This window comes from Rhizobium sp. BR 314 (assembly GCF_047445805.1).
Taxonomy (GTDB): Bacteria; Pseudomonadota; Alphaproteobacteria; order Rhizobiales; family Rhizobiaceae; genus Rhizobium; species Rhizobium lusitanum_B.
The window spans coordinates 103446-130097 of the sequence record NZ_JARWLA010000002.1 but is presented as its reverse complement, the minus strand read 5'-3'; the positions used below and the strand labels follow the sequence as shown (position 1 = coordinate 130097).

The window sequence follows — 26652 nt, the reverse complement described above, 5'->3', positions numbered from 1 at the left end:
CTATAAGATCTGCGCTCATCCCAGAAATCTGTTGATCATCAAGTTCCCGTAGCGCCGAGCAATCCGCACAAACGTATTGCTCGCATTCGTAGCAGCGACCGACAAAAAACGGTGCATAACGCCATATTTCTTACCGCAGGAAATCCACCCCTAGACTTCATGCGAGGAAAACCGTCTAATGCCGCCTGATGTTAGGATTAGCGATCGCGAAAGGTGATCTCCAATCGTTAACCGGAAGAAAGTTTCGCCCAGCTTTTCCCAAAAGAAAGTTAAGAGCATTGTGAGCTTAAACCCGGTCGAGACTAATTCAACATCAGAACTCTACTTGAATCTGAATTAGCACTCTTTACCCAAATGTCCAGTTTTTAATCCCAACATTTCTTTGCAAAAATTTCATCTACAAAAAAGCAGGTAACTAAAGAGGCGAACTTGCGTTGCTTCTTCTTCAATCTCCGCGTTTGTTAGCCCTTCTTTCCATACCCGCGTTTCGCGATTCTTCGTTGCAATAGTAGTTCATCCCGTACGGAAGGTTCCGTCAACCTGTACCCAGCTTCATGCGCGGCGCGCGCAAGAAGATGTGCAGCGATCGGCGCAGTCAACGCGAAGAAGACGAAACCTGCCAAAGCGCGGGCCAGAATCGACAAATCCTGCGAATGAATGCCGACTGCTAGCAGTAGAAGTCCCGAGCCCACAGTCCCGGCCTTCGACGCCGCATGCATGCGGCTGTAGAGATCGGGCAGGCGCACGATACCGATGGCGGCTATGAGCGCGAACAGCGCACCTCCGACAAGAATGACGGCCACGATAATCGCCCAAACCAGATCCATTAACGCCCTCCCTTACGCCGTTTGCCATGTTTGCGCGTCCTTCCGCCAAGCGATTCGCCCTTACCACCCTGATCCGAGAGAGGCTGCTTAGAGGAACTAGATTGCCCCTGCGTGATGATAAATCGAGCAAAGGCAACGGTCGCGAGAAAGCCGACAAGGCCAAGCGAGATGGCGATATCGATGTAGAGCATGAAGCCTGTCTTGATGGCGATGACAGCAATGAAGCCGATCGCGATCGCCACCAGCATGTCGAGCGCCAGAATCCGGTCCGGCAAAGTCGGGCCTGTCACGACGCGATAGACCGTGAACAGAAATGCCAGGCTCAAAATGCCTAGAGCCACCATTGCTGCGGCCGAAACGACGGATGCCGCCATCATCGGAAAGCCTCCATGATCCGCCGCTCAAAACCATCGGCTATACTTCGCCGGATGGCGTCCGGATCGGAGCAATCGAGCGCATGGACATACAAGGTCTTGCGATCTTCTGAGACATCGACGGACAAGGTGCCGGGTGTCAGCGTGATGAGGTTGGCGAGCAAAGTAATTTCGAAGTCACGCTCCACGGTCAGTGGGAAGGCGAAAATCCCCGGCTTCACGTCCATCCTTGGGCTCATGACCGTGACGGCGACCGCCCAAGCCGATTTGGCAAGCTCGCATAGGAACAGCAACAGCAGCGCGAGGATGCGGCGAACGCGGCCGAGATAGAGCGTGCCCCCGTAGGACGATCGCACGACGGTGAGTGCGAGCGCGGCAAGGAAGAAACCGAATACCAGGTTGAGGAACGATGCGCTGCCGGTGATGGCGACCCAGACGATGGCAAGCAGGAGATTGAAGACCAGGAGGATCATTGCGCGTTCCCCGCCTGCGGGAAGACCGAATGCAGATAGGCGGATGGTTGCTCCAGTCCGGCAGCGGCCACCTGAGTCAACTGCAACAGCCTCTCCGGAAACACGCCGAAGCCAATGACGAGGGCAGTAAGAGCAATGAGCGGCAGCCCCGCCTGCCACCTGATCGGCTCCGAAGCCATGCTCCCCTCATCCGCAGCCGGCCGCCAATAAGCCAGCAGGAAGACCCGACCGAAAGCGATCGTGGTCAGGAAGCCCGCGAGCAGGATTGCCGCCGCGAGCCACCAGGCTCCCGCTGCCAGCGACGCCTTTACCAGCACGACTTTCGGCCAGAAGCCGGAAAATGGCGGCAGGCCGCTGACGGCAAAGAACAATATCAGGGAAAGACCGGCGAACCAGCCGCTTCGCCGGTAAAGCCCGCCGAGCGCGGTGAGCGAAAAGCTGCCACCGAGCCGGGCGGCTTGACCGGCCATCAGATAGAGCGCCGTCATCAGCACCATCGAGTGCAACGCATAGAAGATCGCGCCGCTGAGACCATCGGCACCGCCAAGCGCAACGCCCGCCAACATCGTGCCGATGCCAGAAATAACGATATAGCCGAGCAAACGGCGAATATCGCTCGACCCGAGCGCACCCAGTACCCCGGCCAGCATGGTGGCAATGGCAACAACCGTTATCACCGGCCCAAGCTCGGCGCGCTCGACCGGCAGCAGCATGACTAGGACCCTGATGAGCGCATAGACGCCGACCTTGGTCAGCAGACCCGCAAAGAGTGCCGAAACGGTGATGCGCGGCGTGTGGTAGGAAGCAGGCAGCCAGAAATTGACGGGGAAGGCAGCGGCCTTCATGCCGAAGGCCAGCAGAAAGAGGCCAGCCAACGTCATCATTGGCGCCGTGTTGCCGCCTGCCCTCGCCTTCACGGCAATATCGGCCATGTTGAGCGTGCCAAAGACGGCATAGAGATAGCCGACCGATACCAGAAACAGCGTGGTGGCGATCAGGTTCAGCACGGCATATTTCAGCGCTCCGTCGATCTGCTCCCGCTCCGAGCCGAGGATGAGCAGGCCGAAGGACGAAATCAGCAGAACTTCGAACCAGACATAGAGGTTGAAGACGTCTCCGGTCAGGAAGGCACCGCTGACGCCCGCGAGCAACAGCATCAGGAAGGGAAAGAAGCCGTAGCGGCGGCCGCTGGTGCCGATTTCTGCGAGTGCGTAAATGCCGGCGGCCAGTGCCACGATCGCCGCGGTCAGAGCCAGAGCCGCGCTGAGAAGATCGACGCTGAAGGCGATACCGAAAGGCGGCAGCCAGCGTCCCATGACCATCGTTACCGGTCCATCAACGACAACCCTGTAAAGCAAGGCGGCGTCGGCCAGCACCAGGAGCAGCAGTCCGGGAATGGCGATCCAGGGATGCCATTCGGTGCGGTTGCGCAGCATCAGAAGAATGGCGCCAAGGCCGATGCATAGGCCAACCGGCAGGATGACCAGCCAGTGCGCGAGCGGCACCGGTGCAGCAACCAGCGCAGCGGAAAGATCGACGGAAATATCGGTCGGTCCGGCCATTTATCAGTACCCCAGGGGCGGCAGCGGCCGCTCGTCCGGTTCGGCTGCCTGCATCTCGCCTGTATTGTCCGTCTTGAGGTCCTGATAGGCCCGATAGGTTAGGACGAGCAGAAAGGCCAAGAACGAGAAGGAAATAACGATGGCAGTCAGGATCAATGCCTGCGGCAGCGGATTGGCCGCCGACAGATCAAGCGTGCTGGCGCCCTGCAGAATAATGGGCGGCACTTCGGGCGTTATCCTGCCCGCAGTAAAGAGCAGCAGATTGACGGCGTTGCCGAGGATGGCGATGCCGAGCATGATGCGGATCGAAAACTTCGACAGCATCAGATAAATCGCCGCCGAGAAGAACAGGCCGACAAGAACGGCAAAAACAGCCTCCATCAGTCGACCTCCCGCTCTTCGAGCGCAAGCGCAATCGATGTGATCGCACCGACAACGACCAGATAGACCCCGATATCGAAGAGCATCACCGTGGAAAGCGCCACTTCGACGCCGAGAAGATGCGGATAGATCCACAGCCCGGTCATGAAGGGCACGCCAAAGACGATGGACAGGAAGCCTGCAAGCGTCGACGCCAGCAGGCCGAAGCCGGCGATCGTCAACGGATGAAAGACGATGGCGCGGCGCACCGCAGTCACGCCGCAGGCAATGCCATAGATCGCGAAGGCGGATGCGGCGATCAGACCGCCGATGAAGCCGCCGCCGGGTTCGTTATGACCGCGCAGCAGGACAAAGACGGAAAAGAGCAGCATCAACGCGGTCAGAAATGGCGCAGCCGTCCGGAAGATCAGCGTGTTCACGAGCGCTCGGCCTCCATTCTATTTTCGACATCGGCCTTTTCCTCACGGTCGGGATCGTTGGCTGCAAGCTTGCGCTCACCGCCCGCACGGATGCGGATTAACGCCAGGATCGCCAGTCCGGTCATGGCAACGACGGCAATCTCGCCGAGCGTATCCGTACCGCGGAAGTCGACGATGATAACGTTGACCACATTGTCGCCGTGGGCGATCAACTTCGAGTAACGGTCGAAGAATGCGGTCAGCGTCAGATCGAAGGGAGCCTGCGTCGCCTTCAGCAGGAGAAGCGAGAAGCCTGCCCCGCAGCCAATCGCGAGCAAGGCATGGGCAAACATTTTCAGCGGCGGACGGCGATCGGCCGGCGAAAGACGCAGCCTCGTCATCACCATCGCCAGAATGACGACGGACAGGGTCTCTACCATGAATTGCGTGAAGGACAGATCCGGTGCACCGAACAGCAGGAAGATGACGGCGACGGCAAAGCCCTGGATGCCAAGCGACACGATGGCCGTCAGCCGGTCCCGCGCCAGAACGACCGAGGCAAGCCCGATGACGGCAATCAGGAAAATGGTCGCCTCGTGCCACTGCAAACTCGGCCAGGCCGGCACAGCCGGAAGCTCGCCATACACGACGAGCGGCACCAGCAACATGGCCGCAAGGCAGAGAAATGTAACCGTGACGTAGATTTCCAGGCGGCCCGGCTGCAGGATGCGTGAGACCGCATGCGACAACCGCACCAAGCCGGAGATAAGGCCATCGAAACCACGATCCGGTCCCGGCCCCAGGTGCCGCAGGATGACCGACATGACGAAACGAGCGCGATCAAGCTGCCAATAGACCAGGATACCAGCCAGCACGGTTGCGAGTGAAAGCGCCAGCGGCAGACCGACATGCGGGATCGGCGAGGCGGATATATGCAACTCCTTGCCAGCAACGGCGCTAGCCATCGGCGACGTCACATAGACATGCCATGCCCCCGAGAGCAGAGCCGCCGCGAGGCCGAGCAAGGCGAGCAACACCGGCCCGAGCCACAACAGCGGCGGAGCTTCGTGCGGATGACGCGGCGTGTCGACCAGAGGCCCGACAAAAGGCTTCAGCGCCACGGCAAAGGCGATGGCGAACATCAGGGCATTGCCGGCGACGGCGACGATCGTCAAAACGACCGCCCATGGCGAGGCCTGCGCCAATGCGGCATAGATCTCCTCCTTGGCAATAAAGCCGAAGGCGGGCGGCAGGCCGCCCATCGAGATGGCAGCGGTGAGCGCGGCGGCAAAGGTGAGCGGCATTGCAGAGCACAGCCCGCCGAGGCGCGTGATGTCGCGGGTTCCCGTCTCGTGATCGACGATGCCGGCGACCATGAACAGCGCGCCCTTGAACAGCGAGTGCGCCACCAGATAAAGGACCGCGGCTTCGACGGCATAATCCGTGCCGAAGCCGGTCAGCAGCACGAGCAGTCCGAGAGAGGATACCGTCGTGTAGGCGAGCTTCAGCTTGAGGTCGGTCTGACGGATCGCCAGTAAGGTGCCTACGAGCAGCGTCGCCGCACCGAAAACCGGCAGGATCGTCTGCCATGCCGCCGTATCGCCCATGACCGGATTGAGCCGCATCAGGAGATAGACGCCAGCCTTCACCATAGTAGCGGAATGCAGATAGGCCGATACGGGCGTCGGCGCTTCCATGGCGTTGGGAAGCCAGAAGTGAAATGGAAACTGCGCCGACTTGGTGAAGGCGCCGCCGAGCACGAGGATCAAGGCCGTGAGATAGAGCGGGCTTGCCCGCAAGACATCGCCGGAGCCCAACAACTCCGACATCGAGCCGATGCCGGTGATCTGCCAGATGAGCAGCAGGCCCGCCAGCAGCAGCAGCCCTCCTCCGCCGGTGACGACCAGCGCCTGCAGGGCCGCCCGCCGCGGCGCCTCCCGACGATAATCGAAGCCGATCAGCAGGAACGAGGTGATGGAGGTCAGCTCCCAGAAAACGAACAGTGTGAGGAAACTATCCGCAACGACAAGGCCGAGCATCGAGCCCATGAAGAGCAAGATGAACGAGAAAAAGCGTCCGAGATCCGCATGTCCCTTCAGGTAGCCGCCGGCATAAAGCACGATCAGTGTGCCGATGCCTGTCACAAGTAGTGCGAAGGTCAGCGAGAGGCCGTCGAGCAGCCATGAAAAGCGCAGGCCGAGACTCGGCACCCAATCAAAGCCGCCTCGAACCGTCTGTCCCGCTGCGATCTCAGGCAGAAAGCTGCAGAAATGGAGAAAGGCAAATGCCGGGAGCAGCGCCAAAAACCAGGCCGCATTGTGTCCGAGGCGTCGAACGAAGACGGGCGCGATCAACGCACCCAAAAACGGCAGACATAGAGCCAGGAATGTCAGGCCCGTGACACCGGCCATGCCTTCTCCCTGCTGAACGATCATGCGGAATCCGGCAAAGCCGGAGCTAGAGTGCTGGGATAGGCGAATGGGTTGATCGCCTCAAGTGCAAACGGTCGAAAACCGGTATTAAACCACTGAAATCGCTTTTCGACGGGGCAAAGCCAGGCGGTTGCCATGGATATCGAGCCCCTTCGAAGCAAGACTTAAGGAGGCTCGGGAAAGAGCCCGCGCATAGATGCATCGACCCGGCGGAAAATCATACAATCCTGCATGGCTCGCAATGAAGCTGTAATGAATTTGAGCTAATTTTGTATCATTTCCAGAATCGCTATGGAATTTCCGCTGAAAAAATGCGCTATTCTTGACCGGTTTGCAGACCCCGCCTCCGGAAACCGCAATGCTTGCCCGCCTGATAGCTTTCCTGCTGCTTTGCCCCGCCTCGGCGTTTGCCGCCGAGTGGTGGTCCTATGACGATGCAGGCTTCGGCTACGCGATCGAACTGCCGTCGGACTTCCATCTATCGACCCCTTCCCATGACGCCAATCGCTTGTCGCTGTCGCCTGCGGACCGGTCGGCGGTGCTGCAGGTTTTCGGTACGGCGCTCGCAAATGGCGATTTCGTGGAAGAGGCAAATGTGCGCGTTGCCCTCGCTAGGGATCAAGGCTGGAAGATTTCCTACACCAAGTCGAATTCACGCGGCATCAGCTTTTCCGGCACGAAACAGGGCCGTATAGTCTATGTGCGCGGCGTGGCGCTTTGCAACGGCGGCGCGGCCTTCTTCCAGATGGATTACTCGAAATCCGACATGCAACGCTATGACGCCATCGTGATGCGCCTGGTGCGCAGCCTGCGCCCGACCAAGAAGTGCACGCCGACGGCGCAGATCGTCAAAACCCTTCCGGCGACAGGCTGAAGCAGGTGAGCACCGCCGAGTAATGTACGGCGGCGGCTGCAATAACGAAGCCGTGCCAGATGGCATTCTGGAAGCGCAGCTTTTCCCAGATGTGGAAGATGACGCCAAGCGAATAGATCACCCCGCCGATGACGATGAGCAGCATCGATGCGGAAGGAATATACATCGAAACCGGCTTGGCGACGATGATGCCGCTCCAGCCCATGGCGAGATAGAGCAGGATCGCCAACCGATCGTAACGCCCCGGGAACAGGCATTTCAACACGATGCCGAATGCCGCGAAAACCCAGACGGCGATCAGCATGGCAAATAGCAGCGGATCCTCGGCCCCACGCTCGAGAAACGGCGTGTAAGTGGCGGCAATGAGCACGTAGATGAAGGAGTGGTCAAAGCGCCGGAGGAACCATTTCGTCCGCGACACCGGCCAGAGATTGTAGGTGAAGGACATGCCGAGCGTCAGCACCAGGCCGACGCCATAGATCCAGGCGGCAGCAATCGCGCCGTAGGAGCTCCAGACCGTCGCGTAGAAGATCAGGACCGTCGCGCCGATCAGCGCAAACACCACACCGACACCGTTGACGATGCTGTCGGCGATCACTTCGTATCGATCGTATGCCCAGCGGATGCCTTTGTACTCGGTCATTTGTTCGTGCGCTCAAATTCCGTAACGGCTCGATCCTTGCACCTCGCAAATGGGGAAGCAACTGCGTCAAACTGGCATTTCGATCAATCTTCGTGAACGACACCAGCTACATCGTCAACGCTTGGCGAACGCTCAATCCGCAATTTCTGGCCTTCTGTGAACAATCGAAATCCGCCATATAGAAAGGCAAGTACAGCGGGCAGAGAATATCGAAGAGGCATATCAACCGGCGAAACCTTCCGCTCGCCACTGACGGCTCACCTGCCGCCAACGCCGGTTGCCTTTTCTAGAAATGTCGAGGTTGGAACTGCTCATGACCGAAACTGCCCCCTCCTACGCGCTTACCCGCCCCGCCTATGTCGGCCAATCGCATCTCGTCGTCACCGACCTGCCGCTTGTCTCCCGCTTCTATCAAGACATGCTTGGCCTGAAGGTGATAGAGAAGACCGCAAGCGGTGAAGTGCTCGGCGTCGCCGGCCAACCGCTCCTGACCCTGACGACGGATCGCGCTGCAGCTCGGGCACCGCGGACGGCGGCCGGCCTGTTTCACACCGCCTTCCTGCTGCCGAGCCGCGTCGAGCTTGCCCGCTGGCTCCGCCACGCCGCGCATAACAACGTCGCGCTCGAAGGCGCATCCGACCATATCGTCAGCGAGGCGATCTATCTTTCCGACCCCGAAGGCAATGGCATCGAGATCTATGCCGACCGGCCGCATGAGGAATGGACCTTCCACGACGACGGCACGGTAGAGATGGCGACACTCAGGCTCGATCTGCAGAAACTCTACGAAAGCGCTCCGCAGGACCGCTGGGACGGCATGGCCGACGGTTCGGCGATCGGGCACATCCACCTGCAGGTCGGCGACGTCGCTGAAGCGAACGCCTTCTATCGCGATGTCCTCGGCATGAAGGTCATGGCGGCGCGCTATCCCGGCGCGACCTTCCTTGCGACGGGCGGTTATCACCACCATCTCGGCGCCAATACATGGAACAGCCGCGGCGCCGGCATACGCTCCGAACACATGACCGGCCTTTCGGATTATACCTTGCGCTTCAACGATAAGGCTTCGCTCGACAAGGCCGTTGCCGCTCTGGAGCAGCACGAGATCAAAACCGAAAAGCGCGACGGCGGCATTTCGCTGCGCGACCCTTGGGGCATAGGCCTTAATCTGGTCACCTGACCGCTTCGTTCAATGTGCTTTCACAAGCCCGTTTCGGAACCGGAACGGGCTTTTTCGCGTTTGAATCTCGAGGCAATCGTGCCTTCGGGGATTTGAGTGCATGGAGACCGATAGAAACGCCGGAATCCAGTCAGGCGGACCGGAGCTTTGCGATGGGAACTCCGGCGGGCGGCAGAACATGTCGCAAGGATATGGCAACGACGCAACCACTTCCGAACCGGCGGACAATCCGCCAACCGGCCAGCTTCGTATCGCCGCCGAGTGGGCGACCATAGGTATCTTTCTTATCCTTGCTCTGGCCGGCGTTTATATGATGTCGATCATTCTCATTCCAGTGACCCTCGCCGTCGTCGTCGGCATGATCCTGGGGTTGGCGGCTGAGAAACTCAGCAAGCTCGGTGTGCCGCGCGTCCTCAACGCCGTTCTCCTCTCATCGGCCGTAGCGTTCGCGATTTTCCTCGTCATCAATGCGCTTGCCGGGCCGCTGGCAAAGCTGGCGCAGGAGGCTCCCGATTTCTTCCAGCGAACCGCGGATAGGCTGATGCCTTATCTCGACCGGTTCAAATGGCTGCACATTTCGCCGGAAACCTTCCAGAGCGGCCCGATGTCGATCACCACCCTCCTGGAAAACAGCGGCAATGTCCTGCATGTCGTTTCCAGCAACCTCACCCCGGCCATCGTTCAGATCCTGATCTTCTTTGCGGCGCTGCTCCTGTTTCTCGTTAGCCGGCTCAGCCTGCGCAAGACGATCATCATGACCTTCTCAAACAGGGCGGCGCGACTGACGACAATTAGGATTATCTATGCGGTGGAGCAGGTGCTGGGGTTTTATTTCGCCACGGCCTCATTGATCTATGCCGGCATCGGTGTCGCGATGACGATCATCGCCTATGTCGGCGGCTTAAGCGTGCCGGTGCTCTGGGGCGTATTCGCCTTCGTTGCCAGCTTTATTCCATTTCTCGGCGTCACCACCATGACGATTGCATTGGCAATCGCCGGTATCATCACGCATTCGGACATAGTCTTTGCGCTCGCTCCCGCCATTGCCTTCTTTGCAGTCCACCTCGCTGTGGAAAATCTGGTCTTTCCAGCCGTCATGGGCCGTCAGTGGGAACTCAATCCCTTTGTCGTCTTCTTCGCTATCATCTTCTGGACATGGATGTGGGGTGCCGTCGGCGCCATGTTGGCGCTGCCACTGTCGCTGATTGTCATGACCGTGATCGACGAGCTCTTCATCGAAGAAAAGGCCCAGCCGCAACTGCCGGGTTAAACCAATTCCACGAGAAGCGGCGCGGTTTACTGCCGAAAATGCGTGAAAACAAAGGGATAGAGCATTTCCGTAACTCAGATTGAAAACAGATATGCTCCAACCGGTTCACGCCATCAGTTCGTCGTGCCGTCGTCGCCCTTTTCGGGAATGTCCTGAAGGCGGACGAACTGCACGCCCTTCGCTTTCAGCGCCAGGATGCTCGCGGCCACCCCCTCGCCGGCGGCGTGCGTCGGCTGGTTGATATGGGAAATGATGACGTCGCCGTCCTTGGCAGAGACATATTGCTTTTCCACCATCTTGGCCGGCAGGAGCGAACCGCCGTCGCCATTCACCGAATAGCCGGCGATCCGGTAACCCATGCCGCGGATCTGCTCGATCGACGAGCGGCTGTATTTGGCAGTAGCGCCGCGGAACCAGCGTGGTTGCGGTATGCCCGCCGCGATCATCGCATCCGCCCCGCCCTTCACTTCCTGGGCGACCGCCTCCGGCGAGCCGGCAGCAGGGATGCCGTAGACCTGGGTCGGGATGTCGACGGCCGGGATATGGTTCTGCCCGTGATTTTCCAGCTCGAACAAATCCGGGTGAGCCAGGAAGACCTTCAATGCATCGGGATTGGTGCGCAGCCAGCGCGCGGTCACAAAGATGGTTGCCGGGATGCGCTGATCGACCAGTGTGCTTAGAATGCGTGGGTCGGTCTTGCCCATGCAGGCGTCGAAGGTGAGCGCGATACGCGGCGCGCCCTTGCCGGCTCGATTGACTAGTAAATGCGGCTCGACGAGCTTGACGTTCGAGACCGCTGCCTTCGGCGGCAATTGCGGCCAGCCTGCCGGCGGTTGTTCCGGCTGTGCTGCAAAAGCAGCACCGGTGGCTAGAAGAAATGCGGATGCAAGCACAAAACGGTTCATCAAGCGGCCACCGGGCGAATCGAGACAATCTAATCTGACGGAAGACCGTGGGATCACCACGGATTTTCCACCTCTCCGCTCGCCATCTTCCGGCAACACGCCGGAAATATGGCAGACCGAGGGCAAACCCACCCATATCGCATCAGATATACGCTGGGCTTAGAAAGCATCACGCTCCGGGCTTCAACCCGGCGGCGTCTATGCTACGATTGATATGAGGCCATCGTAACACTATCTGCGTATTTTCCGTGCTCCCGAAGAGAGACATGCATGAGCCGCGATCCGTATGAAGTATTGGGCGTAAAACGCGACGTCCCGCAAAAGGATATTCAAAGCGCCTATCGCAAGCTTGCCAAGAAGCTGCATCCAGACCTCAACCCCGGCGACAAGCAGGCCGAGGACAAATTCAAGGAGGTCTCAGCGGCATACGGCATCGTCGGCGACGAGGAGAAACGCGCGCGTTTCGACCGCGGCGAAATCGACAGCAGCGGCGCCGAACAGGCACCGCGCAACTATTATCGCGACTACGCCGCCAATGAAGGCCAGCGTGGCCCCTATCAGAATACCGGCGGCTTTGCCGATTTCGGTGATGCCGATGACATGTTTTCCAGCTTCTTCTCGCGGCGCAGCCGAGGCCATTCCCAAATGCAGGGTCAAGATCGTCACTATACGATGGAGGTCGACTTTCTTGATGCCATCAACGGCGCGAAAAAGCAGATCAGCCTGCCTGATGGACCGGCCCTCGACGTCCAGATACCGCCAGGTACCCGTGACGGGCAGACGCTGCGGCTGAAGGGCAAGGGCGACCCCGGCTTCAATGGCGGGCCAGCCGGCGATGCTTTGATTTCGGTGCATGTCCGTCCGCATCGGTTCTACACCCGTGAAGGCGACGACATTCGGCTGGAGCTGCCGATATCGCTGACGGAAGCGGTGCTTGGCGGCAAAATCAGGGTTCCCACTCCCTCCGGCGCCGTCACGGTGACGCTGCAGCCGAATTCCAACACGGGCAAGACATTGCGGCTGAAGGGCAAGGGCGCGCCTGTACGCGGCAAAGACCATGGCGACGCCTATGTTACCCTGAAGATCGTGCTTCCGGATGCGTCGGATCCCGAGCTGACGCGTTTCGTCTCGGAATGGGAAGCCGGCAAGACACAAGATCCCAGAAAGACCATGGGAGGATAAGCAATGAACGAGAGAGAGTTTCGACTGCACCTCGAAATCGAGACCACGGTGCTGGAAGTCTGGATCTCACAGGGCTGGGTGGTGCCGGAGGTGACGGATCAGGGCCGGAACTTCCGCGAGGCCGACATTGCCCGCGGCCAGCTCATCCTCGATCTCGGCAATGCCATGGGCGTCAACGAGCCCGGCGTCGATGTCGTCATGGATCTGGTCGATCAGATCCATAGCCTGCGCGCGACGCTGCGCGATCTCACGGACGCCGTTCGCCACCAGCCTTCCGACGTGCAACAGCTCATCCTCTCGGAGCTCAATCGCGTCGAGGTTCTGAGGCGGCGCTGACGGCACCTGCCAGTCAATTGTAGAGATAGTGCTCCTGCCACGCCTCGCGCGGCACTTTTTCGCCGATCTGGTAGCTCAACTCCCGGACATGAATGTGCTTCGGGCCAGTGACGCAATTATATGAGAGATGATACCAGTCGCCCTTGCTGCGGAAGACCGCGCCCGGCGCATCCATCGAATCCGGGTTCATGGCAGGGTCGCCGAATGTGTAGGCGATGACTTTATCCGGCTTGAAGCCCGTCTTTTCCGTGCCGATCCGCTTCATTGCCTCTGCGTCGCATGCCTGCTCCATGCGTTCCGATGGATCAAGCTTCTCCAGTTGTTTCTTCATTGCCGGATCGACAGCGAAGGCGGAGTTGGCGACAGCAGCCAATGGAATGAAGATGGCAACGAGTTTCAGCATGAAGACCGGTCCCTTGCATTATTCTGGATTTGGTTGCGTCCGTTCCATCAGGGATGGCGGTTCGACCGCCTTTATGTCGACGCAATGTATGCCGACTTCGATAAAGATTGTGGTCTCATCAAGGCAGCTCCCGATCGGTTTCCCGCAAGCTGCCTACTGCGCCATTCCTCGGATCGAGATCGATTTGCTGAATCTTGAAGCATTTAAAGGCGCTAAAGCGCCCTTGGCGCGCGATGAAAGATGCGCGATACCGTAGTCGATCAACAGTAGTTTACCCGACTTGTATGAAGCTTGAGGGGAGAGTTCCCTATTGAACCTCATGCGGCCCGCCTCTATTTCTCTGTTCTCTTCGCATCCGACTTTCACTCCAGAGAAAGCGCACTCGTGTCTGTATTCAAGAACCTCCCCACCCCGCCTGCCGCCCCGAAGCATCCTGTTGCGGATACGCGTCACGGCATCAGCCGCAGCGACGATTACGCCTGGCTGCGTGCCGACAACTGGCAGGCGATGTTTAAGGATCCGTCGATCCTGGCGCCGGAAATCCGCGCTCATCTGGAAGCTGAGAACACCTACATGAATGCGGCAATGGCCGACACGAAGGAACTGCAGAAGGTTCTCTTCGGCGAGATGAAGGGCCGCATCAAGGAGGACGACAGCTCGGTGCCGGTCAAAGACGGCCCCTATGCCTATGGCACGCTTTACGTCACCGGCGGCGAGCAGCCGCATTATTTTCGCGAAGCCCGCAACGGCGGCGATCGCAAGCTGCTGCTGAACGGCGACAAAGAGAACGAAGGAAAGTCCTATTTCCGCCTTTCCGGCCTCGATCACTCCACCGACCACAGCCTCGGCATCTGGGGCTATGACGACAAGGGCTCGGAATATTTCACGCTGAAGGTCCGCAACCTCGAGACCGGTGAGGATCTCTCGGATGTTCTCGAGAACACCGGCGGCGGCGGCGTCTGGGCGCCCGACGGCAAGAGCTTCTTCTACACGCTGCAGGACGAAAACCATCGCCCGTCCAAGATCTACCATCACATCCTCGGCACACCGCAATCGCAAGACCGGCTCGTCTACGAGGAGGAGGATGCAGGCTTCTTCATGGGCGTCGGCGGCTCGCTGCTCGATGACTACATCTTCATCGACATCCACGACCACGAGACCAGCGAATATCGCATCATCGCGACTTCCGACTTGACTGCCGAGCCGAAGGTGGTCGCCGTGCGCGAAACGGGGATCGAATATGAGCTCACCGAAGGTGGCGACGTCTTCTACATCCTGACCAACGACGGCGACGCCAAGGATTTCAAGATCATGGAAACGCCGGCCGACAGACCGGGTAAGGAAAATTGGCGCGAAGTGGTGGCTCACAAGCCGGGCACGCTGATCCTCAACCACATGGCTTACGCGCGCCACCTCATCTGGCTGGAGCGCAAGGATGGCCTGCCGCGCATCGTCATCCGCGATCGCCGCACTGGCGAAGAACATTCCATCGCCTTCGAGGAAGAGGCCTATTCGCTCGGCCTGCAGGGGGCTGCGGAATACGATACCGACGTCATCCGCTTCTCCTACTCTTCGATGACGACGCCGAGCCAGCTTTTCGACTACAACATGGTGACGCGCGAGCGCACGCTGTTGAAGACGCAGGAAGTGCCCTCGGGCCACAATCCCTCGGACTACGTCACCCGCCGCGTCTTCGCGCCCGCCTGGGATGGTGAAAAGGTGCCGGTGACGCTGCTTTACCGCAAGGACACGCCGCTCGACGGTTCAGCACCCTGCCTTCTTTACGGCTACGGGGCTTACGGCATCACGATTCCTGCCGGCTTCAACACCAACTGCCTGTCGCTTGCCGATCGCGGCTTCGTCTATGCCATCGCCCATATCCGCGGCGGCAAGGACAAGGGTTTTGCCTGGTACGAAGACGGCAAGATGGCGAAGAAGACCAACACCTTCAAGGACTTCATCGCGGCTGCCGACTATCTGAATCAAGAGAAGTTCACCTCTTACGCGAAGATCATCGCCGAGGGCGGTTCGGCAGGCGGCATGCTGATGGGCGCAATCGCCAACATGGCGCCGGAGAAATTCGCCGGCGTCATTGCCGCCGTGCCTTTCGTCGACGTGCTCAACACTATGCTCGACGACACCTTGCCGCTGACGCCGCCGGAATGGCCGGAATGGGGCAACCCGATCGACAGCAAGCAAGAGTATGAGCAGATCGCCGCCTACAGCCCCTATGACAATGTCGGCGAGAAGGCCTATCCGCCTATCCTCGCGCTCGGTGGGCTCACCGACCCGCGCGTCACTTATTGGGAACCGGCCAAGTGGGTTGCCAAGCTGCGCGACAAGACGACGGGCGACGCGCCCATCCTGCTGAAGACGAATATGGATGCCGGCCATGGCGGCGCATCCGGCCGTTTCCAGCGTCTGGAGGAAGTGGCCTTCGAATATTCCTTCGCCATCAAGGTCGCGGGCAAGATGTAGGCTGAAGTCGGGAGGAGCGAATGGCAGTCTTTGTGGCCCTGCTGCGTGCCGTCAATGTCGGCGGCACCGGCGCATTGCCGATGGCAGAACTCAAGGCGCTCTGCGAGGAGATCGGCCTCAGCGACGTGAAGACCTATATCCAGAGCGGCAATGTGCTCTTTCGCTCCGACGAGGGCGAGGCAAAGGTGCAGGCACGACTTGAAGAGGCACTGGCGCGCAAGATGGGAAGCTCTCCGGGCGTCATCCTGCGTAGCCGCCAGGAACTGGAACATGCGGCCGACAATTCGCCCTTTCCGCTTGCCAAGCCAAACTATCTGCTCGTCAGCTTCCTGCCGGATGAACCGCCGAAGGATGCGCTGGACAAGCTCGTGGCACCCGGTGGCGAGGAAGTGCATATCGCCGGCCGCGAAATCTATGTGCATTACCCTGATGGTTCAGGACGCTCGAAACTGAAGCTGCCGGCGCTAAAGGCAGGTACATCGAGAAATCTCAACACGGTACGGAAACTCGCGGAGATGGCGCGCGAGCTGGAGGCGAAATAGGGACGCACAGCATCACTTTGATGCGACCCGCCAAGGAGGGTCTATCCGGTTCGTTCCCGCAAAATAAAGGACGACCCGGTTCCCGCCTGGATCGAACAATTCGGCCTCACGCCAGAGCCAGCTTTTGTCTTCAGGCCCGCTTGTGAAGCCGATACCGGCCGCTTTGAGACTTTGGACCACCTCATCCAGATTATCGCACTCGAAGTAAACAGTTGTACCGCTGCCGTCTGCTTCGCCCTGATGCAGGGAGAATGTACTGTTTCCATCTGGGCAGACGAAACGTGCATATCGCGGGCGCGCATCGACCACAGGCGAGACCGAGAGCAGAGTAGAAACTCCATCCCGCATCCAAGTCCGGCATCGTCACTGTCACTTGATTCAGACGCATGCTTTCTCCCCCGCGTTTCGGCGCATTTTCAGCCGGCGTTCATATGGCCTCGCCGCCACGGCTTCGTTCGCCGACGAAATCCTCGTGTCGTCAATCAGGTAGGTCAAACCCTGCCTGGAACAAGCGCCTTGCGCCTCCCCCTCAGCAACCTTACCTTATACGCATGAGCTCTCCTCTTCATGATGATACCGCGCTTCGTGCGCCGCCCGTCGCCTTCGACAACAGCTATGCGCGCCTACCGCCGCAATTCTTTGCGGATCAGGCTCCGACGCCTGTTGCAGCCCCGAAGCTGATCAAGTTCAACGAGTTGCTGGCGCAGGAACTCGGGCTCGACGTCGATGCCTTGAGGCTGGATGCTGCGGCGATCTTCTCCGGAAACGAGCTGCTGCCAGGCTCGCGGCCGATCGCCATGGCCTATGCCGGGCATCAGTTCGGCAACTTCGTGCCGCAACTCGGCGACGGGCGCGCGATCCTTCTCGGGGAAGTCAAGGACCGCAACGGCAGACGCCGCGACATCCAGCTCAAAGGCCCGGGACCGACGCCATTTTCACGGCGCGGTGACGGACGCGCCGCAATTGGCCCAGTTCTGCGCGAATATATCGTCAGCGAGGCCATGCACGCTCTCGGCATTCCGACAACGCGGGCACTCGCGGCCGTGAGCACCGGCGAGCCTGTCTACCGCGAGGAAGTGCTTCCGGGCGCCGTTTTCACGCGCGTTGCGGCGAGCCACATCCGCGTCGGCACCTTCCAGTTTTTTGCGGCGCGCGGCGACACGGACAATCTGAAGGTTCTGGCCGATCATGTCATTGGCCGCCATTACCCTGATATCAGCGACCGCGCGAACCCCTATCTTGCGCTGCTGGAGGCCGTGGCCGAGCGGCAGGCCGCGCTCATCGCGCGCTGGCTGCATGTCGGTTTCATTCACGGCGTGATGAACACCGACAACATGACCGTGTCTGGCGAGACGATCGATTTCGGCCCCTGCGCCTTCATGGATGCCTATGATCCGGCGACGGTCTTCTCCTCCATCGACCGGAATGGCCGCTATGCCTATGCCAATCAGCCGGCGATCGGCCAATGGAACCTCGCACGCCTCGGTGAGACGCTTATTCCGCTGATCGATCCATCCGTCGACACGGCGATCGAACTGGCGAATACCGTCATCAAAGCTTATGGCGAACGCTTTCAGGCCCAATGGCTCTCGGGCATGCGCGGCAAGATCGGCCTTGCGAGTGAAGAGGAGGGCGATCTCGATCTCATCCAGTCGCTGTTGACGATCATGCAGCAGCAAGGCGCGGATTTCACACTGACCTTCCGCCGCCTCGCCTCCGTTGCAGCCGACGAGGACGTCACCGATTTCGCGGCGACCTTCCACGATCCGCAAGCCGTTGCGCCATGGCTTGCGCGCTGGCGCGAGCGCCTTGCCAGGGACCCTCAGTCATCCGGCGCACGGGCGAGTGCCATGCGAAAGGCCAATCCGGCGTTCATCCCGCGTAACCATCGAATCGAACAGGCGATCCAGGCTGCAGTCGAGGACGACGATTTCTCTCTGTTCGAAGCGCTGCTGGAGGTATTGGCCAAGCCCTATGACGATCAGCCTGCCTTCGCACCCTATACCGAGCCACCTTTGCCCTCGGAACGAGTGCTGCAGACCTTTTGCGGCACCTGACACAACTTAAGACATAAGCCCCAGACAGGCTTGCGGAGTCATCGTCGCGCCAACCCATAGGGAGACATGACGATGAAAGTGCATGGCAGCACCCAGAATTATTTCAGCGCCCCGATCCGCAGCAACCAGCAGGATGCGGATTCCGACGACAGCACGCCCTTCAGCCTGCCTGATGACGGCGAGCAGCAGGACGAATCACAGGGACCGTCGATCACATCCAGCAGCGGCATCCCCTCCTCAATTTCATCGGCTTTCTGGCTTAGCCATATCCGCGCAACGTCGACTTCGGCAGCCGACGGCAGCGGTGCAGAAGACGATGGATCGAGCGCCATCGACGGCAGCAGCAAGACGGCTTCATCCAAGAAATCCAACCAGGACATCCTGGACGAATTCAGCAAGTGGGCGAACATGACGCCCGCGCAGAAAATCCGCGCGCAATATCTGGAAGCACACGGGCTGACGGAAGAATCTTTCAGCCAATTATCGACCGAAGACCAAAAGGCGATTACCGATCAGATTGCCGCTGAGATCAAGCAGAAGCTCGGCGTCGGAAACACCGACGGCGACAGCGAGAAAGAAGCAGACGGCGCAGCCTCGGCCTTGTCCTTGGTCTGAACTCATTGCGACGCTACATGAAGGCGATGCGATCCTGATTCACATCTCGATCGCATCGCTTTGTTTTATCTAGCGGATTTTCGTTACTGCCCGACCATGCCGACGACGATTTTGCTGATCTCGGCGAAGGCCGCTTCCACATCCTTGGCAGGCGCCGTGGCTTCCGCCACAAAGGTCGTCACCAGAACCGGCCCACGCTCCGGCGGCCAGATAACGGCGATATCGGCATATGAGCCATTGTTGCCGGTGCCGGTCTTGTCGCCGATCTTCCATTCCTTGGGCAGTCCTGCGCGCAGCCGATTATTTCCAGTGGTATTTCCGACTAGCCAGTTGACCAGTTGATCCCTGGAGGTTTCCGACAGCGTGTTGCCGAGTGTCAGGAGGCCGATCGTATCCAGCATCGCATCGGGTGTGGTCGTGTCACGCGGATCGTCCTTGGTCGCTTGGTTGACGTCGGGCTCATTGCGATCGAGGCGTGTCTCGGTGTCGCCGGTTGAACGCAGCCAAGCCGTGAGCGCCGCCGGACCACCAAAGCTTTCCAGCAGCAGATTGCCGGCGGTGTTGTCGCTGAGCGTGATCGCTGCGCCGCAGAGTTCTGCGACGGTCATGCCCTCGGTGCCGGCATGCTTCTCGGTTTCCGGGGAATAGGTCACCACGACGTCTTTCCCGTAGGTGACGCGGCGGTCCAGTTTTTCGACCCCTTGATCGACCCGCGCCAGCACGAAGCCGACGGCAAGAGCTTTGTAGGTACTGCAAAGGGGAAACCGTTCCTCCTCGCGGCTTCCGAGCGAAATATTGGTCTCCGTGTCGAGGACGGAGACCCCAAGTCGTCCGCCGATCTTCTTCTCCAGGGCCGCCAATTGCTTGTCGACATCGTCGGTCAGCTGCGTATTGCCCTGCGCGCCGCCATCGCCGTCCGGCGACTGTCCGTCTGACGGCATTGCAGTATTATCCTGAGGAGCAGGCGCGGGCGTGGTGGCGGCCTGGGCAAAAAGCGCTTTCGGAGCGAGCGTCAGAGCAGGAGCAAGCAGAGCGGAACCTGCCACAAGGCGGCGACGGGTGAGCAATATGGGCATTCGAAAGCCTCCAGCAGAATCGGACCGGATTGTGGGCTATGCGAGGAATATGGCAAGCCTCCGGCCGGCCCGATTGCTACCGGATTTTATGCCGCCTTGTCGACTGTGACTTCAACGGTGACGTGAGAGAGTTCGTGAATGTTGGCCGGCCGCGCCTTGTAGAAAGTGGGATCGCACTGAATGGGCGTCTCTACCACTGCGGTCGCTGCATGCTGCCCGGGGCCGACCTGCCAGACATGCAGATCGGTAATGCGATCCGTCCCCGTCTCGATCGCGCCGCGGATTTCGCCCGGCAGATCTTCTCCCTGCGGAATGAAATCGAGCAGGACGGCGCCGGAGGCGCTCAACAGGCTCCTCGACCGTTGCAGGATCACCAGACCGCCGACGATGCCCATGGGCGGATCGAGGAACGACCAGCTGAATCGGCTGCCGAGCAGAAGCGCGGCAATGGCGAGAACCGGGGTCATCGACCGCGTGACAGCGGGCCTGTTCGCTTTCCGCACGCAGCACCTCCCTGCACGGACGCTCGGCCTCGAACGCACACTCCACGGCATCCATCTGACTTTGAGGCGGCGGACGCGCAATAACAGCGTGGCTTGCTGACGTATGATGTGGAACATCCGGATCTCCGGTTGTATGGATGGCTATTGCTGCCTGCCCTTGCAAAGACGAACGATCCACGGCATATATAGCTCTAGAGACTAGAGCTTTCCGCCTTAGACGACGCCTGGAAATGCTCTCTCTCATTTTGTTACGCAATTCCGGGCGCAAAACGGCTACGCACTTTTGCTGGAATTGCTCTGGAGGTATCGGAGACGAGAGATGCTGACGATCGGTGATCTATCCAAGCGTACCGGCGTGAAAGTGCCGACGATCCGCTATTACGAACAGATGGGCCTGATCTCGGAGCCTGATCGCAGCGAAGGCAATCAGCGGCGCTATTCCAAGGCCGATCTGGAGCGCCTGGCCTTCATCCGCCATGGGCGCGATCTCGGCCTGACGATCGATGCCATCAAGGAGCTGATCTCGCTCAGCCAGCACCCGGACCGCCCCTGCGTCGGCGCCGACCGCATTGCCCGCGAACATCTGGACGACGTCCGCATTAAGATCGCCCAGCTGAAGCGGCTAGAGCATGAGCTCGAGCGCATCGTCTCGCATTGCGACGGCCACAGCATCGAGGACTGCTATGTGATCCGGGCGCTGTCCGATCACGGGCTTTGCGAAGCAGAGCATTGAGCCCCCATTGACAAATGCGCTGAAGCGGATCATGTAAACGCCCATGATCACGCACGCGCTCCATAACTGCTCGTATTTTTGGCTGTACCTGTAAGGGGCGGCCAAGACAGATCACTTTGTCAACAAGCCGCCGTCAGGCGGCTTTGTTGTATCGGCAGCGTCCTGACGGCTCATTTAAAATAAAGGACGCAAATGCCATGCTAGACGATAGCGACATCTCACTTCTTCGCCCGCCCGTTCTGACTATTCGCAGCGCGCAGCCGCGAGACCTGCCCGAGCTCAACGACATGATCCGGCTTCTGGCCGCCCATCACGGCGACCCTTCCGGCTCGACGCCCGAGCAGCTCGAGCGCGATCTTTTCGGCCCGCTGCCGTGGATCACGGCGCTTGTTGCCGAAGGCGAAGATGGGCTGATCGGCTACGCCATTCTCGTGCCGCTCTACAAGGCACAGGAAGGCCAGCGAGGCATGGACCTGCATCATCTCTTTGTACGTGACGGCCATCGCGGCCACGGCATCGGACAGCATCTTGTCGACCGCGCCCGCGACATCGCCCGCAAGGCCGGCTGCAGCTACCTTTCGGTCGGCGCCGCGACAGGCAATTTCCAGGCCCATCGCTTCTACGAACACATGGATTTCAAGCCTCGTCCGGTCACCGGCATGCGCTATCTGCAGGCTCTAGCCTGATGCCGGCCTTTAACGGGATCGCCATTGAACCCTGACTTCCAGAACCTTTACGGTTTTGCGCAATCCGGATGGAACACCGCTGCGCACGCCTCCTGGAAATGCTTCAGCGATCGATGGCGATCCCGCGGCCAGCAAAGAACTTCTCGAATGTCTCCAGCGTCATCTCCGCGTTCTCGCGCGTCGCATCGACGTGACCGGACGGATTGTGGAAGCGGATCTTTTTGCCGTCGATGGCTGTCACCAGCACCAGATGGCCGCCCTTTGCCGGCGGCTCGGTCTCGGGCCAGCGGATGGAGTGATGGACTGACGCAATGAAAAATTCAGATTGGGTGAGGATATCGACGATGTCAGTGATGGAGATCCCGGTAACGACCCTTGCCGCCAGACCGAAGCGATCGCGAACGAAGGGTATAAAGGGCGCGTAGATCAGCCCCCTGATCCTGCCATCCGGCTCCTCGACATAGCCGCCATAATCCCTGCAGCCCATGGCCAGATCCATGATCGGGACCGCTTTACCGGTGCGGGCGGCAAGCACCATCTTCAGGCAGGCCATGCCGCAGAGGTTGGCAGCCCAATGGGCATATTCCTCCATATCGCGCGCACCGGAGGACGCCCAGAGCGGATCCTTCAGCAAGGCCGCCCGCGCACCTTCGGCGACGACAGCCAGAGTCATGTCGGGCGTTTCCCATTGGCTGAAATAAGGAACCTTCTGCGTCACCCTTGCGTCCACGACCACCCTCTCCCGGTACCGAATCCAGTTGCTACAAGCTCGACGGAAAATGCGCTAGAAAAAAGGCTATCGGCTTCGATCCGCAACTGGAGGTGCATCTTGGAACAGCGGTTCACATTCGATGGCGTCGCCAAGCTCTACGATAGTGCCCGCCCGCTTTATCCCGATGCTCTTTTCACGGATACTATCGAGTTTGCGGGGCTGGAACCTTCAGACCGGATGCTGGAGATCGGCTGCGGTACGGGACAGGCGACGGAAGGTTTTGCCCGTCAGGGGCTTTCGATTCTCGCCACTGATCCTGGCGAGGGACTGATCGCAGTTGCGCGCGAAAGATTAGCAAAATTTCCTCAGGTGCGGTTCGCACAAACCACTTTCGAAGCATGGTCAGCGGAACAAGGAGGCTTCAAGTTGATAGCGGCGGCGCAATCCTTCCATTGGGTCGCGCAGGAACTGCGCCTTGCCAAAAGTGCGGCTCTGCTGGCGCCGAGAGGTGCGCTTGCTGTCTTTGGCAGTGTGCCAATGCCGCCCGAACCGAAATTTGCGGAGAGATTTGCCGATATCTATGCCCGTCACGCCCCGCAACTTTCAGGACCGCCCGTCGAGTCCTGGTATTTGCCCGACGGCCCGTTTGCCGAGCAGCTACGGCAATCCGATCAGTTCGAAGCGCCAACAGAGCATTGCTATCGCTGGAGCCGGTCGCACACGGCACAGGGTTATACGGACCTGCTTCGTACGCTCTCAAGCTACCGGCTTCTGCCTGAAGGCCGGAAGGAGGCTTTGCTTGCCGAACTGGCCGACGCAATCGCCGCCCAAGGCGATGTATTCGAACTGCATTACGAAACGCATCTCTATCTCGCTCGCCGTTCAAACGAGACCTGAGCGCCTTTCGACTTATCTCTTGGGCAGCGCCTTCAGATAGGCAGCAATCGCTTCGCGGTCCGTCGCTGGCAGGTGGGCGATGTTCTGCTGGACCTCGGCCATCGAGCCGCCGGCGGAATCGTAATCCGGGGTGAAACCGGTTTCGAGGTAATTGGCGATATCTCCGGCACTCCAGCCACCGATTGCCTTGGAGCCGGGCGTAATATCCGGGATTTGGCCCTTGCCCTCGGGGTTGGGCGCACCCGCCAGCCATTGGCCGCCTATGAAGCCGCCGAGACTGTCACGCGGCGTATGGCATTCGCCGCAATGTCCGGGGCCTTCCACCAGATATTGCCCGCGTTTGACCTTCTCATTCGCGTTGGCAAGGATGGCGCGCGGCTGATCATTGAGATAGAGGAACTTCCAGCTGCCCACCGCCAGCCTGATATTGAAGGGAAAGGGCAGTTCGTGCGGCGGAGCGACATTGTTGCTCTTCGGCAGCGTCTTCAGGAAGCCCCAGAGATCGTTGATGTCCTTGTCGCTCATGCGGGTATACGAGCCGTAGGGGAAGGACGGATAGAGATGCTCGCCTTGCTTGCCGACGCCCTGTTTCATGGCATTGCCGAAATCGGCAAGTGTCCAGCTGCCTAGCCCGGCCTTTTCGTCCGGCGAGATGTTCGGCACATGGAAGGTGCCGAAGGGGCTGGTGAGCGCCAGACCGCCCGAAAGCACGAGCTTGGCATCGCCCTGAGCACCGGACGCAGCATGACAGCTCGTACAGCCGCCTGCCCAGAAGCCCCTCTCGCCGTTCTTGAGATCGGGATCGCCAAGATTGGTCCAATGGCTTGCCGGCAAGGGCGAAGGCGCCGTCACGACATAAAAGGCACCGCCGCCAAGGACGACCACGCCGAGGAGGCAAAGCAGCCACCGGATAAACCGTGCCATCACAACTACCCCCTTCCGGCTTCAAAGCCGATGCGCCCCGCCCCGGTCACAAATCAGACGCGAGGCCGAAACCAACCCTGAGACGAAATCCCGACCTACCGCTTAGTCTTTCTTGACGCGGTAGGCCTGATGACAAGCGCCGCATGCACCGCCAAGGGTCTTCAGCGTCGAGCCGACGTCTGTCTTGTCGGCCGGAAGCTGGGCGAGCGCCGTCTCGGCATCGGCGGAGAGCTTGGTGGCCTTGGCCTTGAAGTCGTCGAGGTTCTCCCAGATCTTCGGATTGACTTCGGCATCGCCCTTGTCGCTCTGCGGGTTGAACTGCTCTGGGAAAGCCTTCGCCGTTTCTGCAATCGTCGCCAGCGATGCCTTGACGATATCGGCGTCATAGGGCTTGTCACCCTTGGCAATCGCGCCGAGGGCTCCCGCAGCGCCGCCGATCTTCTTCATCATCCCGATGCGGGAATCATGCGTGCCGTCGGCTGCGACGACCGAACTCAGGGCGATGCTGGCCAAGGCCGCTGCCGCCACAATCGCTTTCCATTTCATTTCGTTCTCCTACTTATTTCCGAATGATCGAGGCCACGCAGGCGACCCGACGCATGAGTACGGGCGACATGTTTGCCGGTTTCCACTCCGGCAATGAAGTCACAAAGTGGTGAGAACCAAGTGAAATCAGTGTCATGCTATCGACACATGCATTCGCCAAATCAATCCTCACGCCAATTTTAGGCCCTCCCAGACCGTAAATGCCGAAACCGCAACCAGCAGCAGGCCGGCCGCGCGGCCGGCAAAGGCAGTTACCCTGGGGTTGGCGACCAGCAGCTCGCGGCTGCGCCCGGCAGTAACTGCAAGAGCGCCATAAACGGCAAATTGGGTCGCGATGGTCATGGCTCCCATGATGACCGCCTGTATCCACATCGGACCGTAATCCGGCTTCAGGAACTGCGGATAGACGGCGAAGATGAACAGATAGGCCTTGGGATTGATCAGGCAAGTGACCGCTCCCTGCCGGAAGGCTTTCCAGGCGGAACGGCTGCCGGCCGGCCCTTCTCCGCCGACGGTGATGGAACTGCGCATCAGCGTATAGCCGATATAGGCCATATAGGCGCCGCCAATGACGAGCAGCGGATTGAAGAGAACGGGCACGAAATGCATCAGCAGGCCGATGCCGACCGCGCCGTTCAGCGAATGTACTGCGCCGCCGAGCATGATGCCGCCCGTCGCGGCAAGGCCGCGATTGCTGCCGCCGGTCAGCGAATTGGCGAGCACGAACAGCATGTCCATACCCGGCACGATGATGATCCCCAAAAGAAGAAGAAAGAAAAGCCAAAGATTCTCTGCATAACCCATGTCAGTTGCCTATCGCCCTCTCCGTGAAGATCGGAGAGGAAATGGTTGATTTTCAAGTCGATAGACGATCTTATATGTAAAACCAACTGACAGGGTGTTGTCAGTAGCCTTCACTTTCGGGGCGAGAAATGCGCAAGGCATCACGCCTTTTCGAGATCATCCAGATCCTGCGGCTGGCCAAAAGGCCTGTAACGGGGGCCGACATTGCCGGCCAACTGGAGGTGACGGTACGCTCGGTCTATCGCGATATCGCCGCACTGCAGGCGATGCGGGTGCCGATCGAGGGCGAGCGCGGCATCGGCTATATCCTGCGGCCGGGTTTCGACCTGCCGCCGCTGATGTTCTCGATCGAGGAGATGGAAGCGATCGTGCTGTCGCTGGCGCTCTTGGAGCGCACCGGCGACGCCGAGCTGAAACAAGCCGCCAAGCGCGTGACCGCCAAGATCGCCGGCGCCGTGCCGCCGCCACTGCGCCAGACCCTCGATGCCAATGCGCTGCATGCCTGGGGATTCGCGGCGCCCTCAGCATCCGCAATCGACCTGGCACTCGTCCGCCGCGCCATTCGCGACGAGGAAAAGCTCGAACTGGCCTATCGCGATGAACTCGGCCGCGCCACGGAGCGCATCATCCGGCCAATCGCGCTGATCTACTATGCCGAGACGGCGAATATGGTCGCCTGGTGCGAGCTGCGTCAGGCCATTCGCAATTTCCGCAGCGACAGGATCGAGGACTGCCAGCCGACCGGGCTCTGGTTCAAGGGCGAAGGTGACGGCCTCAGGCAGATCTGGGTGAACGGCTGGCAGACGAACGCCTCCACTACAAACGCTTGAGATGTTGCT

At 59.8% G+C, this 26652-nt stretch carries 28 protein-coding genes and 2 pseudogenes; 13 read left to right on the top strand and 17 right to left on the bottom strand.

What is annotated here, in order from left to right; translation table 11 throughout:
- Positions 1-461 precede the first annotated feature (461 nt).
- Genes mnhG through QD461_RS03135 form a run of 7 tightly spaced genes read right to left on the bottom strand, consistent with a single transcriptional unit; the run spans position 462 to position 6426 of the window.
- A complete protein-coding gene (gene mnhG, locus QD461_RS03165) occupies positions 462-827 on the bottom strand; it encodes a monovalent cation/H(+) antiporter subunit G (RefSeq protein ID WP_184701281.1) in 366 nt (121 codons plus the stop codon).
- The gene (locus QD461_RS03160; RefSeq protein ID WP_414086447.1) at positions 827-1204 is read right to left on the bottom strand and encodes a cation:proton antiporter; all 378 of its coding nucleotides are present in this window, start codon (positions 1202-1204) and stop codon (positions 827-829) included. The genes mnhG and QD461_RS03160 overlap by 1 nt, the downstream gene beginning before the upstream one ends.
- Positions 1201-1674 (bottom strand): Na+/H+ antiporter subunit E, encoded by a 474-nt coding sequence (locus QD461_RS03155; RefSeq protein ID WP_184701278.1) that lies wholly within the window; start codon positions 1672-1674, stop codon positions 1201-1203. Before QD461_RS03155 ends, QD461_RS03160 begins: the two co-directional genes overlap by 4 nt.
- Positions 1671-3236 carry a Na+/H+ antiporter subunit D gene (locus QD461_RS03150; protein WP_414086446.1) on the bottom strand — a complete coding sequence of 522 codons (1566 nt, stop codon included), beginning with the start codon at positions 3234-3236 and terminating at the stop codon, positions 1671-1673. The genes QD461_RS03155 and QD461_RS03150 overlap by 4 nt, the downstream gene beginning before the upstream one ends.
- Before the next feature lie 3 nt (positions 3237-3239).
- On the bottom strand, positions 3240-3617 hold the full coding sequence (locus tag QD461_RS03145; RefSeq protein ID WP_414086445.1) for a Na+/H+ antiporter subunit C: 378 nt from the start codon (positions 3615-3617) through the stop codon (positions 3240-3242).
- A complete protein-coding gene (locus QD461_RS03140; RefSeq protein WP_414086444.1) occupies positions 3617-4036 on the bottom strand; it encodes a Na+/H+ antiporter subunit B in 420 nt (139 codons plus the stop codon). The genes QD461_RS03145 and QD461_RS03140 overlap by 1 nt, the downstream gene beginning before the upstream one ends.
- Positions 4033-6426, bottom strand: coding sequence for a putative monovalent cation/H+ antiporter subunit A (locus tag QD461_RS03135; RefSeq protein ID WP_414086695.1), 2394 nt, complete (start codon positions 6424-6426; stop codon positions 4033-4035). The genes QD461_RS03140 and QD461_RS03135 overlap by 4 nt, the downstream gene beginning before the upstream one ends.
- Before the next feature lie 379 nt (positions 6427-6805).
- Between QD461_RS03135 and QD461_RS03130 the strand changes: the two genes are divergently transcribed.
- The gene (locus tag QD461_RS03130; protein WP_414086443.1) at positions 6806-7321 is read left to right on the top strand and encodes a hypothetical protein; all 516 of its coding nucleotides are present in this window, start codon (positions 6806-6808) and stop codon (positions 7319-7321) included.
- On the opposite strand, the gene trhA is transcribed toward QD461_RS03130, so the two are convergent.
- The gene (gene trhA, locus QD461_RS03125) at positions 7296-7964 is read right to left on the bottom strand and encodes a PAQR family membrane homeostasis protein TrhA (RefSeq protein WP_414086442.1); all 669 of its coding nucleotides are present in this window, start codon (positions 7962-7964) and stop codon (positions 7296-7298) included. The two genes, QD461_RS03130 and trhA, sit on opposite strands and share 26 nt — an antisense overlap.
- 313 nt (positions 7965-8277) lie before the next feature.
- Here trhA and QD461_RS03120 point away from each other — a divergent pair, with 313 nt between their 5' ends.
- A complete protein-coding gene (locus QD461_RS03120) occupies positions 8278-9144 on the top strand; it encodes a VOC family protein (protein WP_414086441.1) in 867 nt (288 codons plus the stop codon).
- Positions 9145-9244: 100 nt separating this feature from the next.
- On the top strand, positions 9245-10414 hold the full coding sequence (locus tag QD461_RS03115; RefSeq protein WP_414086440.1) for an AI-2E family transporter: 1170 nt from the start codon (positions 9245-9247) through the stop codon (positions 10412-10414).
- A gap of 113 nt (positions 10415-10527) precedes the next feature.
- Here QD461_RS03115 and QD461_RS03110 read toward each other — a convergent pair whose 3' ends face one another.
- Positions 10528-11319: a polysaccharide deacetylase family protein gene (locus QD461_RS03110; protein ID WP_414086439.1), complete on the bottom strand. Its 792-nt coding sequence runs from the start codon at positions 11317-11319 to the stop codon at positions 10528-10530.
- 270 nt (positions 11320-11589) lie between these two features.
- Between QD461_RS03110 and QD461_RS03105 the strand changes: the two genes are divergently transcribed.
- Together QD461_RS03105 and QD461_RS03100 are read left to right on the top strand one after the other, a co-directional pair.
- Positions 11590-12501, top strand: a complete 912-nt coding sequence (locus tag QD461_RS03105; protein ID WP_414086438.1) for a DnaJ C-terminal domain-containing protein — start codon at positions 11590-11592, stop codon at positions 12499-12501.
- A 3-nt stretch (positions 12502-12504) separates the two neighbouring features.
- A complete protein-coding gene (locus QD461_RS03100; RefSeq protein WP_184701259.1) occupies positions 12505-12837 on the top strand; it encodes a chaperone modulator CbpM in 333 nt (110 codons plus the stop codon).
- A 13-nt stretch (positions 12838-12850) separates the two neighbouring features.
- Here the strand turns inward: QD461_RS03100 and QD461_RS03095 are convergent, their stop codons facing one another.
- A complete protein-coding gene (locus QD461_RS03095; protein ID WP_414086437.1) occupies positions 12851-13240 on the bottom strand; it encodes a DUF930 domain-containing protein in 390 nt (129 codons plus the stop codon).
- A 384-nt stretch (positions 13241-13624) separates the two neighbouring features.
- Here QD461_RS03095 and QD461_RS03090 point away from each other — a divergent pair, with 384 nt between their 5' ends.
- Together QD461_RS03090 and QD461_RS03085 are read left to right on the top strand one after the other, a co-directional pair.
- A complete protein-coding gene (locus tag QD461_RS03090) occupies positions 13625-15718 on the top strand; it encodes a S9 family peptidase (RefSeq protein ID WP_414086436.1) in 2094 nt (697 codons plus the stop codon).
- A 20-nt stretch (positions 15719-15738) separates the two neighbouring features.
- On the top strand, positions 15739-16260 hold the full coding sequence (locus tag QD461_RS03085; RefSeq protein ID WP_414086435.1) for a DUF1697 domain-containing protein: 522 nt from the start codon (positions 15739-15741) through the stop codon (positions 16258-16260).
- A 12-nt stretch (positions 16261-16272) separates the two neighbouring features.
- Here QD461_RS03085 and QD461_RS03080 read toward each other — a convergent pair.
- Positions 16273-16648, bottom strand: a pseudogene (locus tag QD461_RS03080) (VOC family protein).
- Positions 16649-16811: 163 nt separating this feature from the next.
- Between QD461_RS03080 and QD461_RS03075 the strand changes: the two are divergent.
- Both QD461_RS03075 and QD461_RS03070 read left to right on the top strand, forming a co-directional pair.
- Positions 16812-18317 (top strand): protein adenylyltransferase SelO, encoded by a 1506-nt coding sequence (locus QD461_RS03075; RefSeq protein ID WP_414086434.1) that lies wholly within the window; start codon positions 16812-16814, stop codon positions 18315-18317.
- A 66-nt stretch (positions 18318-18383) separates the two neighbouring features.
- Complete coding sequence (locus QD461_RS03070) at positions 18384-18932, top strand: hypothetical protein (RefSeq protein WP_414086433.1); 549 nt, start codon at positions 18384-18386, stop codon at positions 18930-18932.
- 83 nt (positions 18933-19015) lie between these two features.
- Here QD461_RS03070 and bla read toward each other — a convergent pair whose 3' ends face one another.
- Both bla and QD461_RS03060 read right to left on the bottom strand, forming a co-directional pair.
- On the bottom strand, positions 19016-20008 hold the full coding sequence (gene bla, locus QD461_RS03065; RefSeq protein ID WP_414086432.1) for a class A beta-lactamase: 993 nt from the start codon (positions 20006-20008) through the stop codon (positions 19016-19018).
- Between the two features lie 86 nt (positions 20009-20094).
- A pseudogene (locus QD461_RS03060) lies at positions 20095-20511 on the bottom strand (cation transporter); the annotation flags it as partial.
- 319 nt (positions 20512-20830) lie between these two features.
- On the opposite strand from QD461_RS03060, the gene QD461_RS03055 reads away from it, so the two are divergent.
- Together QD461_RS03055 and QD461_RS03050 are read left to right on the top strand one after the other, a co-directional pair.
- Positions 20831-21244: a MerR family transcriptional regulator gene (locus QD461_RS03055; protein WP_184701245.1), complete on the top strand. Its 414-nt coding sequence runs from the start codon at positions 20831-20833 to the stop codon at positions 21242-21244.
- A gap of 197 nt (positions 21245-21441) precedes the next feature.
- Positions 21442-21930 carry a GNAT family N-acetyltransferase gene (locus tag QD461_RS03050; RefSeq protein ID WP_184701244.1) on the top strand — a complete coding sequence of 163 codons (489 nt, stop codon included), beginning with the start codon at positions 21442-21444 and terminating at the stop codon, positions 21928-21930.
- 103 nt (positions 21931-22033) lie between these two features.
- Here the strand turns inward: QD461_RS03050 and QD461_RS03045 are convergent, their stop codons facing one another.
- Entirely contained in the window at positions 22034-22660 is a 627-nt protein-coding gene (locus tag QD461_RS03045; protein WP_414086431.1) for a C39 family peptidase, read from the bottom strand.
- Positions 22661-22759: 99 nt separating this feature from the next.
- On the opposite strand from QD461_RS03045, the gene QD461_RS03040 reads away from it, so the two are divergent.
- A complete protein-coding gene (locus QD461_RS03040; RefSeq protein ID WP_414086430.1) occupies positions 22760-23539 on the top strand; it encodes a class I SAM-dependent methyltransferase in 780 nt (259 codons plus the stop codon).
- A gap of 12 nt (positions 23540-23551) precedes the next feature.
- Here the strand turns inward: QD461_RS03040 and QD461_RS03035 are convergent, their stop codons facing one another.
- The 3 genes from QD461_RS03035 to QD461_RS03025 form a co-directional block, all read right to left on the bottom strand.
- Positions 23552-24466, bottom strand: a complete 915-nt coding sequence (locus tag QD461_RS03035) for a c-type cytochrome (RefSeq protein ID WP_414086429.1) — start codon at positions 24464-24466, stop codon at positions 23552-23554.
- A gap of 99 nt (positions 24467-24565) precedes the next feature.
- The gene (locus QD461_RS03030; protein WP_414086428.1) at positions 24566-25009 is read right to left on the bottom strand and encodes a c-type cytochrome; all 444 of its coding nucleotides are present in this window, start codon (positions 25007-25009) and stop codon (positions 24566-24568) included.
- Between the two features lie 168 nt (positions 25010-25177).
- The gene (locus QD461_RS03025; protein WP_414086427.1) at positions 25178-25813 is read right to left on the bottom strand and encodes a LysE family translocator; all 636 of its coding nucleotides are present in this window, start codon (positions 25811-25813) and stop codon (positions 25178-25180) included.
- A 128-nt stretch (positions 25814-25941) separates the two neighbouring features.
- On the opposite strand from QD461_RS03025, the gene QD461_RS03020 reads away from it, so the two are divergent.
- Positions 25942-26643 carry a helix-turn-helix transcriptional regulator gene (locus QD461_RS03020; protein WP_414086426.1) on the top strand — a complete coding sequence of 234 codons (702 nt, stop codon included), beginning with the start codon at positions 25942-25944 and terminating at the stop codon, positions 26641-26643.
- Positions 26644-26652 lie beyond the last annotated feature (9 nt).

Bases quoted from the DNA above. Each gene is read 5' to 3' on its own strand.
- mnhG (WP_184701281.1), bottom strand. From the start codon at position 827: ATGGATCTGGTTTGGGCGATTATCGTGGCCGTCATTCTTGTCGGAGGT.
- QD461_RS03160 (WP_414086447.1), bottom strand. From the start codon at position 1,204: ATGATGGCGGCATCCGTCGTTTCGGCCGCAGCAATGGTGGCTCTAGGC.
- QD461_RS03155 (WP_184701278.1), bottom strand. From the start codon at position 1,674: ATGATCCTCCTGGTCTTCAATCTCCTGCTTGCCATCGTCTGGGTCGCC.
- QD461_RS03150 (WP_414086446.1), bottom strand. From the start codon at position 3,236: ATGGCCGGACCGACCGATATTTCCGTCGATCTTTCCGCTGCGCTGGTT.
- QD461_RS03145 (WP_414086445.1), bottom strand. From the start codon at position 3,617: ATGGAGGCTGTTTTTGCCGTTCTTGTCGGCCTGTTCTTCTCGGCGGCG.
- QD461_RS03135 (WP_414086695.1), bottom strand. From the start codon at position 6,426: ATGGCCGGTGTCACGGGCCTGACATTCCTGGCTCTATGTCTGCCGTTT.
- QD461_RS03130 (WP_414086443.1), top strand. From the start codon at position 6,806: ATGCTTGCCCGCCTGATAGCTTTCCTGCTGCTTTGCCCCGCCTCGGCG.
- trhA (WP_414086442.1), bottom strand. From the start codon at position 7,964: ATGACCGAGTACAAAGGCATCCGCTGGGCATACGATCGATACGAAGTG.
- QD461_RS03120 (WP_414086441.1), top strand. From the start codon at position 8,278: ATGACCGAAACTGCCCCCTCCTACGCGCTTACCCGCCCCGCCTATGTC.
- QD461_RS03115 (WP_414086440.1), top strand. From the start codon at position 9,245: ATGGAGACCGATAGAAACGCCGGAATCCAGTCAGGCGGACCGGAGCTT.
- QD461_RS03110 (WP_414086439.1), bottom strand. From the start codon at position 11,319: ATGAACCGTTTTGTGCTTGCATCCGCATTTCTTCTAGCCACCGGTGCT.
- QD461_RS03105 (WP_414086438.1), top strand. From the start codon at position 11,590: ATGAGCCGCGATCCGTATGAAGTATTGGGCGTAAAACGCGACGTCCCG.
- QD461_RS03100 (WP_184701259.1), top strand. From the start codon at position 12,505: ATGAACGAGAGAGAGTTTCGACTGCACCTCGAAATCGAGACCACGGTG.
- QD461_RS03095 (WP_414086437.1), bottom strand. From the start codon at position 13,240: ATGCTGAAACTCGTTGCCATCTTCATTCCATTGGCTGCTGTCGCCAAC.
- QD461_RS03085 (WP_414086435.1), top strand. From the start codon at position 15,739: ATGGCAGTCTTTGTGGCCCTGCTGCGTGCCGTCAATGTCGGCGGCACC.
- QD461_RS03075 (WP_414086434.1), top strand. From the start codon at position 16,812: ATGAGCTCTCCTCTTCATGATGATACCGCGCTTCGTGCGCCGCCCGTC.
- QD461_RS03070 (WP_414086433.1), top strand. From the start codon at position 18,384: ATGACGATGAAAGTGCATGGCAGCACCCAGAATTATTTCAGCGCCCCG.
- bla (WP_414086432.1), bottom strand. From the start codon at position 20,008: ATGCCCATATTGCTCACCCGTCGCCGCCTTGTGGCAGGTTCCGCTCTG.
- QD461_RS03055 (WP_184701245.1), top strand. From the start codon at position 20,831: ATGCTGACGATCGGTGATCTATCCAAGCGTACCGGCGTGAAAGTGCCG.
- QD461_RS03050 (WP_184701244.1), top strand. From the start codon at position 21,442: ATGCTAGACGATAGCGACATCTCACTTCTTCGCCCGCCCGTTCTGACT.
- QD461_RS03030 (WP_414086428.1), bottom strand. From the start codon at position 25,009: ATGAAATGGAAAGCGATTGTGGCGGCAGCGGCCTTGGCCAGCATCGCC.
- QD461_RS03025 (WP_414086427.1), bottom strand. From the start codon at position 25,813: ATGGGTTATGCAGAGAATCTTTGGCTTTTCTTTCTTCTTCTTTTGGGG.
- QD461_RS03020 (WP_414086426.1), top strand. From the start codon at position 25,942: ATGCGCAAGGCATCACGCCTTTTCGAGATCATCCAGATCCTGCGGCTG.